13 protein-coding genes are annotated in these 16736 nt (G+C 72.7%); 11 read left to right on the top strand and 2 right to left on the bottom strand.

The genetic code is table 11. The annotated features are described in order from the left end of the window. The first annotated feature begins 122 nt into the window (after positions 1 to 122). On the top strand, positions 123 to 2423 hold the full coding sequence (locus FB465_RS14660) for an outer membrane protein assembly factor BamB family protein (protein WP_211785785.1): 2301 nt from the start codon (positions 123 to 125) through the stop codon (positions 2421 to 2423). A 151-nt stretch (positions 2424 to 2574) separates the two neighbouring features. On the opposite strand, the gene galE is transcribed toward FB465_RS14660, so the two are convergent. After that, the gene (gene galE, locus FB465_RS14655; RefSeq protein WP_145790948.1) at positions 2575 to 3558 is read right to left on the bottom strand and encodes a UDP-glucose 4-epimerase GalE; all 984 of its coding nucleotides are present in this window, start codon (positions 3556 to 3558) and stop codon (positions 2575 to 2577) included. A 238-nt stretch (positions 3559 to 3796) separates the two neighbouring features. Between galE and FB465_RS14650 the strand changes: the two genes are divergently transcribed. The 4 genes from FB465_RS14650 (at position 3797) to FB465_RS14635 (ending at position 10815) form a co-directional block, all read left to right on the top strand. After that, complete coding sequence (locus FB465_RS14650; RefSeq protein ID WP_145790946.1) at positions 3797 to 5422, top strand: glycosyltransferase family 2 protein; 1626 nt, start codon at positions 3797 to 3799, stop codon at positions 5420 to 5422. A 145-nt stretch (positions 5423 to 5567) separates the two neighbouring features. Continuing rightward, positions 5568 to 8462 carry a bifunctional glycosyltransferase/CDP-glycerol:glycerophosphate glycerophosphotransferase gene (locus FB465_RS14645; RefSeq protein WP_145790944.1) on the top strand — a complete coding sequence of 965 codons (2895 nt, stop codon included), beginning with the start codon at positions 5568 to 5570 and terminating at the stop codon, positions 8460 to 8462. Next, positions 8459 to 9601 carry a glycosyltransferase gene (locus FB465_RS14640; RefSeq protein WP_145790943.1) on the top strand — a complete coding sequence of 381 codons (1143 nt, stop codon included), beginning with the start codon at positions 8459 to 8461 and terminating at the stop codon, positions 9599 to 9601. Before FB465_RS14645 ends, FB465_RS14640 begins: the two co-directional genes overlap by 4 nt. A gap of 149 nt (positions 9602 to 9750) precedes the next feature. Beyond that, positions 9751 to 10815, top strand: coding sequence for a S1C family serine protease (locus FB465_RS14635; protein WP_145797353.1), 1065 nt, complete (start codon positions 9751 to 9753; stop codon positions 10813 to 10815). A gap of 254 nt (positions 10816 to 11069) precedes the next feature. Here FB465_RS14635 and FB465_RS14630 read toward each other — a convergent pair whose 3' ends face one another. After that, entirely contained in the window at positions 11070 to 12236 is a 1167-nt protein-coding gene (locus FB465_RS14630) for a sensor histidine kinase (protein ID WP_211785784.1), read from the bottom strand. A 275-nt stretch (positions 12237 to 12511) separates the two neighbouring features. Here FB465_RS14630 and FB465_RS14625 point away from each other — a divergent pair, with 275 nt between their 5' ends. Genes FB465_RS14625 through FB465_RS14600 form a run of 6 tightly spaced genes read left to right on the top strand, consistent with a single transcriptional unit; the run spans position 12512 to position 16730 of the window. Then, positions 12512 to 12919, top strand: a complete 408-nt coding sequence (locus FB465_RS14625) for an NADH-quinone oxidoreductase subunit A (RefSeq protein ID WP_145790939.1) — start codon at positions 12512 to 12514, stop codon at positions 12917 to 12919. Continuing rightward, complete coding sequence (locus FB465_RS14620; protein WP_145790937.1) at positions 12910 to 13548, top strand: NADH-quinone oxidoreductase subunit B; 639 nt, start codon at positions 12910 to 12912, stop codon at positions 13546 to 13548. Before FB465_RS14625 ends, FB465_RS14620 begins: the two co-directional genes overlap by 10 nt. Further along, a complete protein-coding gene (locus tag FB465_RS14615; RefSeq protein WP_145790935.1) occupies positions 13545 to 14534 on the top strand; it encodes an NADH-quinone oxidoreductase subunit C in 990 nt (329 codons plus the stop codon). The genes FB465_RS14620 and FB465_RS14615 overlap by 4 nt, the downstream gene beginning before the upstream one ends. A 2-nt stretch (positions 14535 to 14536) precedes the next feature. Next, positions 14537 to 15490 carry an NADH-quinone oxidoreductase subunit NuoH gene (nuoH, locus tag FB465_RS14610; RefSeq protein ID WP_425461248.1) on the top strand — a complete coding sequence of 318 codons (954 nt, stop codon included), beginning with the start codon at positions 14537 to 14539 and terminating at the stop codon, positions 15488 to 15490. Continuing rightward, positions 15490 to 16059 (top strand): NuoI/complex I 23 kDa subunit family protein, encoded by a 570-nt coding sequence (locus FB465_RS14605; protein ID WP_145790932.1) that lies wholly within the window; start codon positions 15490 to 15492, stop codon positions 16057 to 16059. Before nuoH ends, FB465_RS14605 begins: the two co-directional genes overlap by 1 nt. Then, a complete protein-coding gene (locus tag FB465_RS14600; protein WP_211785783.1) occupies positions 16056 to 16730 on the top strand; it encodes an NADH-quinone oxidoreductase subunit J family protein in 675 nt (224 codons plus the stop codon). The genes FB465_RS14605 and FB465_RS14600 overlap by 4 nt, the downstream gene beginning before the upstream one ends. The last annotated feature ends 6 nt before the right edge of the window (positions 16731 to 16736 follow it).

The raw sequence follows: 16736 nt of genomic DNA, 5'->3' as shown, positions 1-16736 counted from the left end.
ACGCGCGGAGGGGACCCCGGCGCGTCATGGGCGGGGGAGATTGGCTCCGGCGGGGCGGGCATTGGACAATCGGGGGCGGCGCACCCGGCTCGGGTGGCGGCAGACGGGGAGGTGGCAGCGGAGTGGACCAGCTGACGGCGCACGATCCGCGGAGGATCGGGCCCTTCGAGGTGCTGGGGCGGCTCGGCGCGGGCGGGATGGGCCTGGTCTACCTGGCGCGGTCCGCGTCCGGCCGTCGGGTGGCCATCAAGACCGTACGAGGGGAACTGGCCGAGGACGAGCTGTTCCGGGTCCGCTTCGCGCGGGAGATCGCGGCCGCCAAGACGGTCGGCGGTTTCTACACGGCGGCTGTCGTGGACGCCGACGCCGACGCCCGGGTGCCCTGGCTGGCCACCGCATACGTGCCCGCGCCCTCGCTGGAGGACCTGGTCAGCGAGTGCGGGCCGCTGCCGGTGGACGCCGTCCGCTGGCTGGTGGCCGGGATCGCCGAGGCGCTGCAGTCCATCCACGGTGCCGGTCTGGTGCACCGCGACCTCAAGCCCTCCAATGTCCTGGTGGTCGAGGACGGCCCGCGCGTGATCGACTTCGGCATCGCCGCCGGGGTCTCGAACTCCCGCCTGACCATGACCAACGTCGCGGTCGGCACCCCCGCCTACATGTCGCCCGAGCAGGCCCGCGACAGCCGCAGTGTCACCGGGGCCAGCGACGTCTTCTCGCTGGGCTCGCTCCTTGTCTTCTGCGCGACCGGGCACCCGCCCTACCGTGGGGCCAACCCGGTCGAGACGGTCTTTCAGCTGCTGCGCGACCAGCCCGACCTCTCCGGCCTGCCGGTCGAGCTGGTCGACCTCGTCCGTGCCTGCATGCGGCCGGCGCCCGAGCACCGGCCGACGCCCGCTCAGATCCAGGCCGAGCTGGCGCCGCACCTGTTCTCCAGGGACGACGCGGCGGGCGAGGCGGGGGACTGGCTGCCTCCCAGCGCGCTGGAGCTGATCGAGCGCAGACGCGGGCGGCGTACGCCTGCCGCACCCGCGGCCGCGGCCCCCACCGCGCCCGTGGCCCCCGCGGCCCCGGTGGTGCCGCAGCGGCCCGCCCCCCAACCCATGCGACCCGTGCCCCCAAGGCCCGACAGCGGCGGTGCGCTGGACGCCGAGGCGGCCACCGAGAAGCTGGCCGCCCGGCGGCAGCAGCCCGCAGGAGTCAGTGGCGCCGAGGTGCGGCTGCCCGGTGCCGTGCGGATAGGGCCGGGACCGCGGGCCGACCAGGGCGGGGCGGGCGGCCCCGCGCCGGCCGGTACCGACTGGGTACGCCGAGCCACCCCGCCACCCGCCCAGGCCGCCCGCTGGCGGCCCTGGCGGTTCCGGATGTCCAACGACGTCTGGGGCACCCCGGTGGTCGCCGACGGCACGCTCTTCGTCTCCAGCTTCGAGGTGCACGCCCTCGACATCGCCTCAGGCCAGCGCCGCTACAAGACCCGGGACGTCGCCTGGGCCCTCGCCGTCGACTCGGGCCGGGTGCACGCCGCCGACGGACCGCACCTGTACACCGTCGACGTCGCGGACGGCACCGAGCGCTGGCGCAACTCCCTCGACGGCTGGATCTACTCGCTGGACGCCGCCGACGGGGTGCTCTGCTGCGGCATCAGAGGCGGCGGCGTGCAGCTGCGTTCCGCCGCCAACGGTGCCGAGCTGTGGCGCGCCGACGACGCCCAGCAGGACTACGAGAACCCGCAGTCGGGGCCCGCACTGGTCGCCGGTGCGGCGTACTACTACGGCGGCGGACGGCTGCGCTCGGTCGACCCGCGCGGCGGCGGCCTGCGCTGGGCCTTCCCGGTCGGCGAGGACGTCCCGTCCCGGCCGGTCGAGCGCTCCGGGGTGCTGTACGTGACGGCGGGGACCCGGGTCTACGCCCTGGACGCGGCCACCGGCGCCGAGCGCTGGCGCTTCGAGGCCGCGGTGGTGCTCTTCACCCCGCCGGCGCTGGACGGCTCATCCGTCTACGTGGCCGACTACCTCGGCACCGTCTACGCCCTCGACGCCTCCCGTGGGCGGGAGCGCTGGCGCGGCCGCACCGGCAGCCGACAGGGCGCCGAACCGGTCGTCGTCGCGGGCGGCACCGCCCTGGTCGGGGCCGGGGACACCCTGCACGCCTTCGACACCGCCTCCGGCCACGAGCGCTGGCGCTACACCGCCCGCGGCGAGATCGTCGGCTCCCCGGCCGTCGCCGAGGGGCTCGTCCACCTCGGCAGCCGCGACCACTCCCTGCACACCATCGACCTCACCACCGGCCGGCTCCGCTGGGAGCTCGGCACCAAGGGCGAGCTCACCGGCTCCCCGGTGGCCGCCGGCGGGCGGGTCTTCGTCGGGAGCAAGGACCGCTGCGTGTACGCGCTGGACGCGTTCTACGGGACGGCCGTCCCGTCCTAGCCGGGCCACCACAAGGGGCGCGTGGGGGCACCTCCCGGCCGAAGGCTGGGGGAGAACTGCGCGAAGCGGTAGGGCACACGTTGTCGCCTTCCGCTCTCGCGCAGTTCCCCGCGCCCCTGGGATGCCCAATCCTGCTGAGTGCCTGGTGGCGTCAGGCCTTCCGGGCCTCCGGGTGGCGAGTGCACCAGCCGTCCCAGGCGGAGGTGACCATGGCGTCGACGTCGTACCGGGCCGTCCAGCCGAGTTCCTTGTGGATCAGGTCGGCCGAGGCGACCACCCGGGCCGGGTCGCCCGGGCGCCGCGGGGTGGTCTCCGGGGCGGTGTCATAGCCGGTGACGCGGGCGATGACGGCGAGCATCTCGGCGACCGAGACGCCCTCGCCGCGGCCGATGTTGAGGGTCAGTGAGATCGGCTCGGTCGCGGCGGAGAGCCGGCGGACGGCCGCGACATGGGCCGAGGCGATGTCGGAGACGTGGATGAAGTCGCGGATGCAGGTGCCGTCGGGCGTCGGGTAGTCCGCGCCGAAGATCAGCGGGGCCTGACCGTCGGTCAGCCGCTGGAAGGCCATCGGGACGAGGTTGGAGACCCCGTCGTCGGCCAGCGGGGCTGCCGCCGAGCCCGCCACGTTGAAGTACCGCAGCGAGACCGTGGAGAGCCCGTACGCCTGCCCGGCCGCCTTGACCAGCCACTCGCCCGCCAGCTTGGTCTCGCCGTACGGGTTGATCGGCGCGCAGGGGGTGTCCTCGGTGACCAGGTCCACGTCCGGCATCCCGTAGACGGCGGCGGAGGAGGAGAACAGCAGCTTCCGTACGCCGCCGTCGACCGCGGCCTCCAGGACGGTCTGCAGGCCGGTCATGTTCTCCCGGTAGTAGCGGAAGGGGTCCGCCACCGACTCGGCGACCTGCTTCTTGGCCGCGATGTGCAGCACACCGGTGACCTGGTGCTCGCGGATCACCGCGTCCAGCGCGCCCCGGTCGAGGGTGGAGCCGACCACCAGCGGTACGCCGGCCGGCAGCCGCTCCGGTGCGCCGGTGCTGAGGTCGTCGAGCACCACGACCGGCTCCCCGGCCGCGACCAGCTGGTGCACGATGTGTCCGCCGATGTAGCCGGCGCCGCCGGTGATCAACCAAGTCATGCCCGAAATCCTATGTCGCGCGCCGTCCGCACCCGGCCGGAGCGGGTGGCCGCGCGGAGGGAAACGGGACGAAGCGGCCGCACGGGGGTGGTAGCGGGTGAAGGCCGGTAACTGAGACGAAGGGCGGTAATCGGGCACTTGATATGTACGGTCCGGTACGATCGCAAGCGGCTATTGGGGTCACCGGGCGCCCGTCCCTCCCCTGTGCGGCGTGAACGATGAGGGGGCAAGGTCGCGAATGACCGGCAGTACCCTCGGCGCACCGCCGCAGGTCAGCGTCGTGGTGATCGTCTACAACGACGCCGCCCACATCACCGAGGCCGTCCGCTCGGCCCTGGTCCAGGGTGAGTCGGTCGGCGAGGTGATAGTCGTCGACGACGCCTCCACCGACAGCACCCCCGAGCGTCTGGCCCGGCTCGCCGCCGAGGACGCCAGGATCCGGGTGATCACCAGGACGGAGAACAGCGGCGGCTGCGGCACTCCGCGCAACCAGGGCCTGGCCGCCGCCCGCGAGCGCTATGTGATGCTCCTCGACAGCGACGACGTCCTGCCGCCCGACGTCGTGCCCGGCCTGTTGGCGACCGCCGTGGCCGAACAGGCCGAGGTGGTGGCCGGCGTCTGTGTCCGCCGCGAACTCCCGGCGGGCACCGACACCCCGTGGCAGCGCGACCTCTTCCCGGCCGCCGGCGCCCCGCCGCGCCGCTACGACGGCATCGGCTCACGCCCCGCCTTCCTGCGCGACACGCTGTGCGTGAACAAGCTGTACGAGCGCGCGTTCCTGGACCGCCACGGAGTGCGCTTCGCCGAGGGCGCCGTGCACTACGAGGACTTCGTCTTCACCGCCCGCCTGTACGCCGCCAGGCCCCGGCTGGTCGCGGTCGGCGACACCGTCTACCTGTGGCACGTCCGCCGCGAGGCCGGGCGGCAGTCGATCTCGCTGCGCCGGGACGAGGTCCGCAACTGGCAGGACCGGGTGGACGCCCACGCCGAGGTGGTCCGCATCCTCACCGAGGCCGGCGAGCCCGACCTGGCCACCGCCGCCCGCACCAAGTTCATCGACCACGACCTGCGGATGTACGTCCGTGAGCTCCGCCACAAGCCGGCCGCGTACCGCGCCGAGTGGTGGCGGATCGCCCGCGCCCACCTCGAGTCCTTCGAGCCCGCCGCGCTGGCCGCCGCCACCCCCGCCGGACGCTGGGTCAGCGAGCTGCTGCTGGCCCGCCCCGAACCGGTCGAGTCCGCCGAGCTGGGCCGGGTCGGTGAGCTGGCCTCCGCCCCGCCGCGCCTGGCCCCGCCGTACGCCACCGACGCGGACGGCCGCCCGGTGCTGGTCGAGGGCGTACCGCTCACCGGGCTCACCGAGCTGCCGGCCGCCCGCCTCCCGCTGGCCGTGGACGGCACCGTCCGGCTGGCCCGCGCCTGCACGGTGGCGCTGCGGCTGCACGACCCGTACGGGCTGGTCTCCGCCGCCGGGCCGATCAACGCCCAGCTGGAGCTGCGCACCCGGCTCGGCCCGCCGCTGAGCATCCGCCGCCGGTTGGAGCTGACCCCGCACCCGGAGGGCGGCTGGACGGCGGACGCCACCGTGGACGCCTTCGAGCTGCGCGACGTCGGTGAGATGACCGCCTGGGCGCTGCGCTTCACCGTCGGCTATGCCAACGGCAGCCGGGCGGTCACCGCCGTCAGGGCGCCGGGGCCGGGCAAGCGGCATGCGGTCGTTTTCCGCGCGCCGCTGCGCTTCGCCCTGGTACAGGCGTACGAGACCGGCAACGGTGAGCTCGGGCTTCGGGTCGCCGACGGGGTGCGCGGCGGCTGGGAGGTCGTCCGCAGCCGGGTCCGCCGGGCGCTTGCCCGCCGGGGCTGAGGACGGAGCGCTGTCCGGCGGATGGCAGAATTCATGGGATTCCCAGCCTGTCCTGATGCTCCAACCAGGTGCACCGCGTGGCATGGCACGGAATCCTCTGAGCGCCACCGGCGCTGTGCCCATTGACGACAAGGACCTTCGCTCCATGCCCTCCAGCCAGGCGACGCCGCTGGTCAGCGTCATCGTCATCGTCTTCAACGACGCCGCCCGGCTGCCCCGAGCCGTCCGTTCCGTGCTCGGCCAGTCGCTGCGCGGGGTCGAGGTCCTGATCGTCGACGACTGCAGCACCGACGACAGCTTCGACGTCGCCCGGCAGCTGGAGGCGGAGAACCCCGGCCGGGTCCGGGCGCTGCAACTGGCGGCCAACAGCGGCGGCTGCGGCGCTCCGCGCAACCACGGGGTGGCCGAGGCACGGGGCGAGTACGTGATGTTCCTGGACAGCGACGACGAGCTGGACGGGCACGCCTGCCGCAACCTCTACGAGGCGGGTACCCGGACCGGCGCGGACCTGGTCTCCGGCCTGAGCGTCCGCCGCCACCTGGGCAGCCGACACGGCAAGACGGACGCCTGGTACCCCTGGATCTACTCGCGCACCCGCACCCTGGACTCGATCACCGAGCTGCCCGACCTGCTGGTCTGGGACACCCTCTCGACCAACAAGGCCTACCGCAGGACCTTCCTGACCGGGCACCGGCTGGAGTTCCCGGTCGGCATCCTCTACGAGGACCTGCTGTTCTCCTCCCAGGCCTACCTGGCCGCCGAGAAGATCACCCTGATCCCCAACCGGGTCTACTGGTGGGACGTCGCGGCGCCGAACAAGGGTCAGGCCTCGCTCTCCAACCGCCGCCACGAGATCAAGAACTTCACCGACCGGCTGGAGATCCACCGCCGGATCGACGCGATGCTCGCCGACCGGGGCATGGTCGAGCTGAAGTACCGCAAGGACGTGAAGTTCCTCAAGCACGACCTGGTGCTGCACCTGCGTGACCTGCCCTTCCTCCCCGCCGACTTCCGGGAGGAGTTCGCCGGGCACGCCCGCGCGTACCTGGCCGGCCTCGACCCGGAGGCCGTCGCCGAGACGCCGACCATCCAGCGGATCTGCGCCTACCTGCTGGCCAAGGACGACTGGGCGAACCTGCTCCCGGCCATCGACACCCTGATCAACCGGGACAAGCTGTCCGCCCCGCTGGCCGAGCACGACGGCCGGATCTACTGGTGCGACGGACACCTGGACGACCCCGAGGGCCGCCGCGTCCTGGACGTCACCGACCTCGGCTACCACGCCAAGGCGCTCGGCCGGCTGTTCCTGCGCAACCAGCTCACCGGCTACTCGGCCGGGCCCGAGGGCGTCGAGCTCTCCGGGCGGATCGTCAACCCGCTCGGCCGCATCCCGGCCGACGCCAAGCTCTCCGCGCGGCTGGAGTTCTCCGCCCGCCGGGCCGGGCTGCAGAAGTTCGCCTTCCCGGTCCGGGAGGTCCGGCACGACGGCGACGGCATCGTCTGGACCGGCACGGCCGACCTGACCCGTACGCTGCGTCCGCTCGGCGTGGTGGACGGCGTCTGGGACGTCCGCCTCGTCCTCACCGCCAACGGCGAGCGCACCACCACCCGCCTCACCGTCGGCGAGTACGACCTCTCCACGGCCGCCGCCTCGCCCGTGCGCCCCCGGCTCACCCGGCTCACCGGTGACCGCCTGGAGCCGCACCCCTCGGCCCGCGGCCACCTCTCCTTCGACCTCACCGCCGAGGGCCCGGCCGCGCGCCGGGGCACCGACCTGATCGAGCGTGCGGTGCGCGGCGAGGCCGGCACGCTGGCCAACGGCGCCGTCGACCGCGCCCGCCGCAGCGTGCGCGGCGCGCTCAGGCTCAAGCGGCAGCTGCACAGCGGCGAGACCAAGCTGAAGGTCTACCACCGGGTGCTGCAGAAGCTGCCGGTGGTCAAGGGCCAGGTGGTCTTCGAGAGCCACCAGGGCAAGCAGTACAGCGACAACCCGCGCGCGGTGTACGAGGAACTGGTGCGACGCGGGGCGCCGATGAAGGCCGTCTGGTCGTACGCGAGCAGCCCGGCGGGCTTCCCCTCCGGGGCCACCCTGGTCCGGCGCTGGTCCTGGAAGTACCTGCGGGCGCTGGCCCAGGCCGAGTTCTGGGTCGACAACCAGGGCTACCCGTACCGGCTGCGCAAGCGGCCCGAGACCACGTACGTGCAGACCTGGCACGGCTCGGCGCTCAAGAAGATGGGCTTCGATCTGGCCTCGCTCAAGCGGCAGACCCCGGACCAGCAGGCCCAGTACCTCGCCGGGCTGGAGCGCTTCGACCACTTCGTGGTCCGCTCCGAGCACGATGTGCGCACCCTCGCCCCCGCGTACCGGATCGGCGAGGAGCGGCTGCTGCGCACCGGGTACCCGCGCAACGACGTGCTGGTCCGCGAGGGCGTGGCCAAGGACCGTCAGCTGGCGGGCGAGCTGGAGATCGACCTCGGCAAGCCGGTGGTGCTCTACGCGCCGACCTTCCGCTCGGACGCACGCGGCCGGGTACGCGCCTTCGAGCTGCCCTTCGACGTGGAGGAGTTCGCCGAGCGCTTCGGCGACCGGATGACGCTGCTGGTGCGCTGCCACTACCTCAACAAGGTGGTGCTGCCGCCCTCGGTGCGCGGCAAGGTCATCGACGTCTCCGAGGTCCAGGACGTGACGCCGCTCTACCTGTTGGCGGATGCGCTGATCACCGACTACTCCTCCCTGATGTTCGACTACGCGCTGCTGGACCGGCCGCTGCTGTTCTTCGCGCACGACTGGGAGGAGTACGCCGAGGACGTCCGGGGCACCTACTTCGACCTGCTGCGCGAGGCCCCCGGGCCGGTGCTGCGCGAGGCCGGCGAGCTGTTCGACGCGCTCACCGACCTGGACGGCGTGGGCAAGGAGTACGCGGACGCCCGGCAGCGGTTCGTCGCCGAGTACGGCGAGTACGACCGCGGGGACGCGGCGGCCAGGATCGCCGATGTGATGTTCGGTGCCCGTTCCGGTTCTGTGGAGGACGGCCGATGAGCCGCGACATCTTCATCGTCAGCAACAGCGTGGACGAGCTGGGCGGTGTCGCCAGCTGGTCGCACCGGATGGCCGAGCTGTTCACCGCCCGGGGGCACCGGGTGGAGCTGATCGGCATCGCCCCGGCCGTGCTGCACAAGGACTTCGGCGACGACCTCCCGTACGGCATGACCACCCTCCACACCGAGCACCCGCCCTCGGCCTGGACCCCGCGCCACCCCTGGCAGCGCCTGGACGCGAGGGCCCGGCGGCGCGAGGCGCAGCGCGCGGACGGGGTGCGGCAGGCCGCCGAGCGGATGAGCGCGATGTTCCGGGCCGCCGGTCCGGGCGCGGTCGTGATCGTCACCCAGGTCTGGGCGATGGAGTGGGTGGCGCAGGCCGACCTGAAGGGCCTTCAGGTGATCGGGATGAGCCACGAGTCGTACGAGACCTGCCGGGCCTCCTCGCGGTTCGGCCGGGTGAAGCGGTACTACGCCGAGGCCGACCGGCTGGTGGTGCTCACCGGCGAGGACGCCGACGCCTGGATCCGCGAGGGCATGAACAGCACCTGCGGCATCCCCAACCCGCTGCCGTTCCCGGTCCCGTCGTCCGTCGAGCCGGCCACGAAGACCGTGGTGAGCATCGGACGGCTGGCCCAGGAGAAGGGCTACGACCTGCTGCTGGAGTCCTGGGCCGAGGCGGTGGACCGGCGGCCCGGGTGGCGGCTGCGGATCTTCGGCCTGGGCGAGGAGGAGGCCGCGCTGCGGGCACAGTGCACGGCGCTCGGCCTCGACGGGTCGGTGGAGTTCGCCGGCCGTACGGACGACGTGCCGGGCGCACTGGCCGGGGCGTCCGTCTTCGCGCTGCCCTCCCGGGGCGAGGGCTTCCCGATCTCGCTGATGGAGGCGATGGCCTGCGGTGTGCCGTGCGTGGCCTTCGACTGCGCGCCGGGCGTACGGGAGATCATCCGGGACGGTGAGGACGGGCTGCTCGCGCCCACCGGCAACACCACGGCGCTGGCCCGGCAGCTCGGGCGGCTGATGGACGATCAGGAGCTGCAGGCGGCGATGGGGGAGCGGGCCCGGCAGGCGATCGCGCGGTACTCGCCCGAGCGGGTGACGGCTCGCTGGGAGGAGCTCTTCGCGCTCCTGGAGGCGTGAGGCCGGGCGCGTCGCACCGCTGAAACCGGACATAAAGGTGAAACGCTGACAAAAATCGGTCGTTCCCCCCGTGAGGCAGTCAGGTGCATCCCAAGAAGGAACCCACCCGTCCGGCCCCCGCAGGCCCGCGTCCCACGGGGCCGAGGCTGATGCTCACCGGCGCGGCCCTCGCGCTGACCGGCCTGGTGGGGACCGGCTGCACCAGCGGCTCCTCGTCCTCCTCGTCCTCCTCGTCCTCCTCCGTGTCCTCGGCCGGCAGCGCGGCCGCCGCCGCGCCATCCGTCAGCAACCAGCTGCAGGACGACTACGAGAGGGTCATCACCAACGTGCTGCCCTCGGTGGTGCAGATCACCACCGCCTCCGGGCTGGGCTCCGGGATCGTCTACGACGCCAAGGGCGACATCGTCACCAATGCCCACGTGGTCGGCAGCGCCAAGACCTTCACCGTCACCCTGCCCAGCAGCACCAAGACGCTGGACGCCACCCTGGTCGGCAGCTACCCGGACTCCGACCTCGCGGTGATCAGGCTCAGCAGTCCGCCGAGCGGCCTCAAGCCGGCCGTCTTCGGCGACAGCAGCAAGGTCCAGGTCGGGCAGATCACGCTGGCCATGGGCAGCCCGCTGGGCCTGTCGTCCAGCGTCACCCAGGGCATCGTCTCCGCGCTCGGGCGGACCGTCACCGAACCCCGGACCGGCGACTCCCCGGGCGCCACCATCGGCAACATGGTGCAGACCTCGGCGGCCATCAACCCCGGCAACAGCGGCGGCGCGCTGGCCAACCTCTCCAGCCAGGTGATCGGCATCAACACCCTGGCCGCCGTCGCCCAGGAGCTGAACGGCGGCACGGCCCCCGGTATCGGCTTCGCCATCCCGGCCGCCACCATCACCAGCATCGCCGACCAGCTGATCAAGGACGGAAAGGTCACCAACTCCGGCCGTGCCGCGCTGGGGATCACCGCCCGGACGTACTTCAACGGCGACTTCGAGCCCGCCGGTGCCGTCATCGTCGACGTCGTCCCGGGCGGCGCGGCCGACTCCGCGGGTCTCAAGGCGGGCGACGTGATCACCAAGCTGGGCGACTCCCAGATCACCACGCTCAGCTCGCTGACCACGACCCTGGCCTCGCTCCAGCCCGGCGCCAAGGTCACCGTCAGCTACCAGCGGGACGGCCAGGCCAAGACCGCCGAGGTCACCCTGGGCACGCTGGAGAGCTGACCCATCCCACCGACCCCGGGCCCGGCAGCCGCACCGCGCAAGGGAGGCGGCTCCCGGGCCCGGCCGCCCGCACGGCCGAGCTCCGCCCAGGGGCAGCTGGTCAGCCACAGCAGGGGCGCGGGGAGAACTGCGCGAGATCGGAAGACGGCCACCCGTGCCCTCCCGCTTCCGCGCAGTTCTCCCCCAGCCTTCGGCCGGGAGGTGCCGCCACGCGCCCCTGAAAGGTGCCCCCGCTGCCTACGGGCGGAGCGCCCTCAGCGGCGCGCGGCCCTGGTCCGCCAGGGGAGCTCGATGGTGACCCGGGTGGGGCCGCCGTCCGGGCTCTCGACCACGAAGACGCCGTCGACGGCGCTGATGCGTTCGGTGAGACCGGCCAGGCCGCTGCCCGGGTACTGCGCGGCGCCGCCGCGGCCGTCGTCCTCGACCTGGAGCATCAGGCGGTCGGCGGCCCGCCAGGCGTCCACGGTCGCGGTGCGGGCGCCGGAGTGCTTGGAGACGTTGGTCAGCAGCTCGCTGACCGTGAAGTACGCGATGCCCTCGACCGCGGAGTCGGGGCGCTCGGTGCCGCCGTCCCCGTCGGCGAGGTCGACGCGCACCGTGACCCCGCCGGGGACGGTGCAGCGGGCCGCGACGGCGGAGAGCGCGGCGTCCAGACCGCGGTCCGTCAGCACGGCCGGGTGGATCCCCCGGGCCAGGTCGCGCAGCTCCTGCAGGGCGAGCTTCACCTCGCCGTGCGCGGCGTCCACCATCCTGGCGCCCTCCGCAGGGTCCTCGGTCAGCTTCTCCTTGGCCAGACCGAGGTCCATGGCCAGCGCGACCAGCCGGGCCTGGGCGCCGTCGTGCAGATCGCGCTCGATCCGGCGCAGGTCGGCGGCGGCGGTGTCGACCACCGCTCCCCGGTCCTCCTCCAGCTCCCGGACCCGCTCGGAGAGGGCGTTCGGGCAGAGCAGGCTGCCCACCAGCATCCGGTCCACCGAGGCCAGGAAGCGCATCGCCCAGGGCAGGACAGGCCAGCCGACGATCAGCAGGACCAGGGTCAGCGTGAAGCTGATGACGCCCCAGGGCAGCAGCAGGACGCAGTAGAGCGCCGAGCGCCAGCTCAGCCCGTCGGTGAGGTGGGCGATCACCCAGCCCGCCAGGCCGGGCCGGCTCACCGCGATCTGGTCCGCCTCGGCGACATCCGAGTCGAACGCCGCCCTGGCACGGCGGCGGGCCAGCGCACCCAGGCTCCGGCAGCCGGCCAGCCCGAGCGCGAGCAGCGGCAGCCCGACGACGGTCACCGCCAGGCCGAGCCCGGTGCTCAGCAGCACCGCGGCGAAGACGAACCCGGCGATGCCGATCGGCAGGTTCAGCAGCAGGTGCTGCACCTGACGCCACATCCGTGCTCCGTACAGCGACGGGCGGGCCGGCTGGTCCTTCATCACCTGCACCAACTCTCTCGGTCGACCTGGTGTGCCCAGCATCGCGGGTCGGTCTGGCGCGAGGCCATGGGGGTGATCGGCATCCGCATCCGGGGGTTATCCCCACCCCCGCGGGACGGCCCGGCGAGCACCCGGCGTCTTGCAGGCCGGGCGGGGTGTAGGGGGACTCCAGCGGTGCACTTAGACTCACGCCATAGCGAAGGTTATGGACGTGTAAAGAAGCGCACCGAGCCCACCGGGACGGATGGGATCGGGGCCGATGTGGAGGCGAACGCATGGAGAGGCAGTGGGCCGCTGCCGACCCTGCCGTGGGTAGTGGCTACTTCGACGCGTACGCGGCGGTGGGCCTGCTCGCCGTCGTCGGCGTGCTCTTCATCGCGGTGTCCTTCACCGCCAACCGACTGCTGAGGCCGGTGGTGTACTCGCCGGAGAAGCTGCTCGCGTACGAGTGCGGCGTCGACCCGGTGGGCGAGGGCTGGGCGCACACCCAGATCCGGTACTACATCTACGCATTCCTGTACGTGATCTTCGCGGTCGACGCGGTCTACCTCTTCCCGTGGGCGACGGTCTTCGCCGCCGCCGGGTTCGGGGCGACCACGCTGATCGAGATGTTCATCTTCATCGGGTTCCTCGCGGTCGGGCTGCTCTACGCCTGGAAGAAGGGCGTTCTGGAATGGACGTGACCCACAGCCACACGCACGGAGGGCACGGTTCCTCGGGCGTGATCCCGCTCGGGATCCCCGACCCGGCACGCCCGGGAGCGGTGGTCGAGCCGCGCCGGCTCGGCCCGCTGGCCCGGCTCGCGCCGGACCCCGTCAAGGTGGTGCTCAACTGGGGCCGCCGCTACAGCCTCTGGTGCTTCAACTTCGGCCTCGCCTGCTGCGCGATCGAGTTCATCGCCGCGTCGATGGCCAAGCACGACTTCATCCGGATGGGCGTCATCCCGTTCGCGCCGGGCCCCCGCCAGGCCGACCTGATGATCGTCTCGGGGACGGTCACCGACAAGATGGCCCCGGCCGTGAAGCGCCTGTACGAGCAGATGCCCGAGCCCAAGTACGTGATCTCCTTCGGCGCCTGCTCCAACTCGGGCGGGCCGTACTGGGACTCGTACTCGGTCACCAAGGGCGTCGACCAGATCATCCCGGTGGACGTCTACGTTCCCGGCTGCCCGCCGCGCCCCGAGGCGCTGCTGCAGGGGATCCTCAAGCTGCAGGAGAAGATCGCGGCCGAGTCGCTGCCGCACCGGTACGCGGCGCCCGCGTCCGCGCTGCGGCGTCCGCTGGTCGCCGGACCGGAGGCTGATCAGAAGTGACTCCGGAAGAGACCGCCGCCGCGATCGGCGAGTGGGCCACCGCCGCCGAGGCGTACGAGCTGCTGACCGTCGACGTGCCCGCCGAGCACTGGATCGAGGCGCTGACCGCCGCCCGCGACGGCCTGGGGCTGACGTACTTCGACTGGCTGAGCGCCGTGGACGAGCTGGCCGAGGGCTTCTCGGTCGCCGCACACCTGGCGGAGGTCGGGGCACCCGGCGTCCGTCACCTGCTGCTGCGCACCCGCGTGCCGCGCGAGCGGCCCGTGCTGCCGACCGCCGTGGAGGTCTACTCGGGCGCCGCCTGGCACGAGCGCGAGACGCACGAGATGTTCGGCATCGACTTCGCCGGCCACCCTCACCTGATCACCCTGCTGCTCCCGGACGGCTTCGAGGGCCACCCGCTGCGCAAGGAGTTCGTGCTCGCGGCACGCGTCGCCAAGGCCTGGCCCGGCGCCAAGGAGCCGGGCGAGAGCGAGGGCGAGGGCCCGGCGCGGCGCAAGATGCAGCCGGCCGGTGTGCCCGACCCGAACGAGTGGGGCCCGCTCAAGGGCACCCTGCCGCCCGTCGCCGAGCGCCCGGCCCGTGCGGCCAGGGGGCCGCGGGCGGCTGCGGGCGCCGCTGCGGGTGCCACTGCGGCCGCGTCCGGGGAAGGGGCCGCGCCGGTGCGCGCGGACCGGCCTCGCCGGACGCGCAGCATCAGCGAGGGCTCGGTCAGCCAGGAGGGCGAGGCCGCCCCCGAGGCCCGTCCGACGACCGCCCGTACACGGTCCTCTGACGCCCCGTGGCACTCCCCGGCGCCTGCGTCGGACAAGCCGGCCTCGGACAAGCCCGCCGCCGATGAGCCGGCCTCGGACATGCCCGCGTCGGACAAGCCCGCGTCGGACAAGCCGGCCTCGGACAAGCCCGCCGCCGATGAGCCCGCCTCGGACGCGCCCGCCGCCGATGAGCCCAAGGCATCCCCCACCCAGGACGGAGACAGCGCGTGAACCTGCTCGACACGCTGCTGCGCTGCGCCGCCGCGCTCGTGGTCTTCCTCACCTTCCCGCTGATCATCGGTCAGACGGAGCACAAGGTGATGGCCCACATGCAGGGCCGCCTCGGCCCGATGTACGCGGGCGGGTTCCACGGCTGGGCGCAGCTGGTCGCGGACGGCGTGAAGTTCGTCCAGAAGGAGGACATCGTCCCGGCCGAGGCCGACAGGCGGGTCTTCCAGCTGGCCCCGGCCGTCTCGCTGCTCCCGTACCTCTTCGTGCTGATCGTCATCCCGGTCGGCCCGAACGGGTTCGTCGGGCAGGCCATGGACGCCGGTCTGTTCTTCGTCCTCGCCGTGACGGGCATCGGGGTCATCGGCAAGCTGATGGCCGGCTGGGCCTCCGCCAACAAGTTCTCCCTGCTCGGCGGTCTGCGCACCGCCGCGCAGCTGATGTCGTACGAGCTGCCGATGGTCCTCGCCGCCGCCTCCGTGGCGATGGCGGCGGGCACGCTCTCGCTGCCCGGCATCGTGGACGCCTTCCACTGGTGGTGGATCCCGTGGCAGGCGCTCGGCGCGTTCGTCTTCTTCACGGCCGGTCTGGCCGAGCTGCAGCGGCCGCCGTTCGACATGCCGGTGGCCGACTCCGAGATCATCTTCGGCGCGTACACCGAGTACACCGGCATCCGCTTCGCGTTCTTCCTGCTGTCCGAGTACGCGGGGATCCTGGTGATCTCCGCGCTGACGGCGGTGCTGTTCCTCGGCGGCTGGCACGGACCGATGCACGACCAGCTCGGCTGGCTGTGGACGATCCTGAAGACCTTCGCGCTGGCGTTCGTGGTGATCTGGCTCCGGGTCACCTACCCCCGGCTGCGCGAGGACCAGCTGATGCGCTTCGCGTGGACCGGCCTGATCCCGCTCGCGCTCCTCCAGCTCGCCCTCACGGGCGTCGTCAAGGTGGCGATCTCCTGATGGCTTCTCTGAAGTTCTCCAACGTCCCCGGCTCCGGCCTGGCCAAGGGCCTGGCCGTCACGCTGCGGACGATGACCAAGAAGAGCATCACCGCGCAGTACCCCGAGGTGCAGCCCGAGCTCCCCCCGCGTACCCGGGGCGTGATCGCGCTGCTCGAGGAGAACTGCACGGTCTGCATGCTCTGTGCCCGCGAGTGCCCCGACTGGTGCATCTACATCGACTCCCACAAGGAGACGCTGCCCGCGGCCGACCCGAACGCCCGCGCCCGGACCCGCAACGTGCTGGACCGGTTCGCCATCGACTTCTCGCTCTGCATGTACTGCGGGATCTGCATCGAGGTGTGCCCGTTCGACGCGCTGTTCTGGTCGCCGGAGTTCGAGTACGCGGAGACCGACATCCTCGAGCTCACCCACGAGCGGGACAAGCTCCGCGAGTGGATGTGGACGGTGCCGGCCCCGCCGGCGCTGGACCCGGGCGCCGAGGACCCCAAGGAGATCGCCGCCGCACACAAGTCCGCGGAGAAGCTGGCCGCTGCCGCCGCCGCCGCTGCCGGGGGTGACCAGGAGTGAGTGCCCTGCTGGCGACGGCCGGTTCACTGGATCCGGCCGCCCGATCCTTCCTGTCCCCGACCGGCGTGGAGATCGTCTTCCTGCTGGTCGGCCTCGCCGTGCTCGGCTCCGCCGTGGTCGCCGTGACCACCAAGCAGCTGGTGCACGCCGCGCTCTGGCTGGTCGTCGCCCTGGGCGGGCTGGCGATCGAGTTCCTGCTGCTGACCGCCGAGTTCCTCGCCTGGGTGCAGGTGCTGATCTACCTCGGCTCGGTCGTGGTGCTGGTGCTCTTCGGCCTGATGCTCACCAAGGCGCCGATCGGCCGCTCACCCGACGCCGACTCGGGCAACCGCTGGGTGGCCCTCGGGGTGGCCCTGGCCGCCGCGGGCACGCTCGTCACGCTGGTCGTGGACGCCTTCCGCAGCTCCTGGGTCGACCTCGGTGCCGGCGGCGGCAGCGCGGCGGTGACGGGCGAGAGCCTGTTCCGCCACTGGGTGCTGCCCTTCGAGGCACTGTCCGTACTGCTGCTCGCCGCGCTCGTCGGCGCGATCGTGCTGTCCCGTACGAACGGCGGGCGGCTGCCCAAGCCCCGCGCGGGCAAGCTGCGGGCGGGCAAGCCCGTCGGTTCCAAGCCGGCTGCGACTCCCGTTCAGCCGCAAGCTCAGACGCACGCTCAGACGCAGGAGAGCTGACCGCCG

Origin of the sequence: Kitasatospora atroaurantiaca (genome assembly GCF_007828955.1) — a bacterium.
GTDB classification, from domain to species: Bacteria; Actinomycetota; Actinomycetes; order Streptomycetales; family Streptomycetaceae; genus Kitasatospora; species Kitasatospora atroaurantiaca.
Note: the sequence above shows the minus strand (reverse complement) of the source record. Positions and strands in the feature narration are given on the sequence as shown.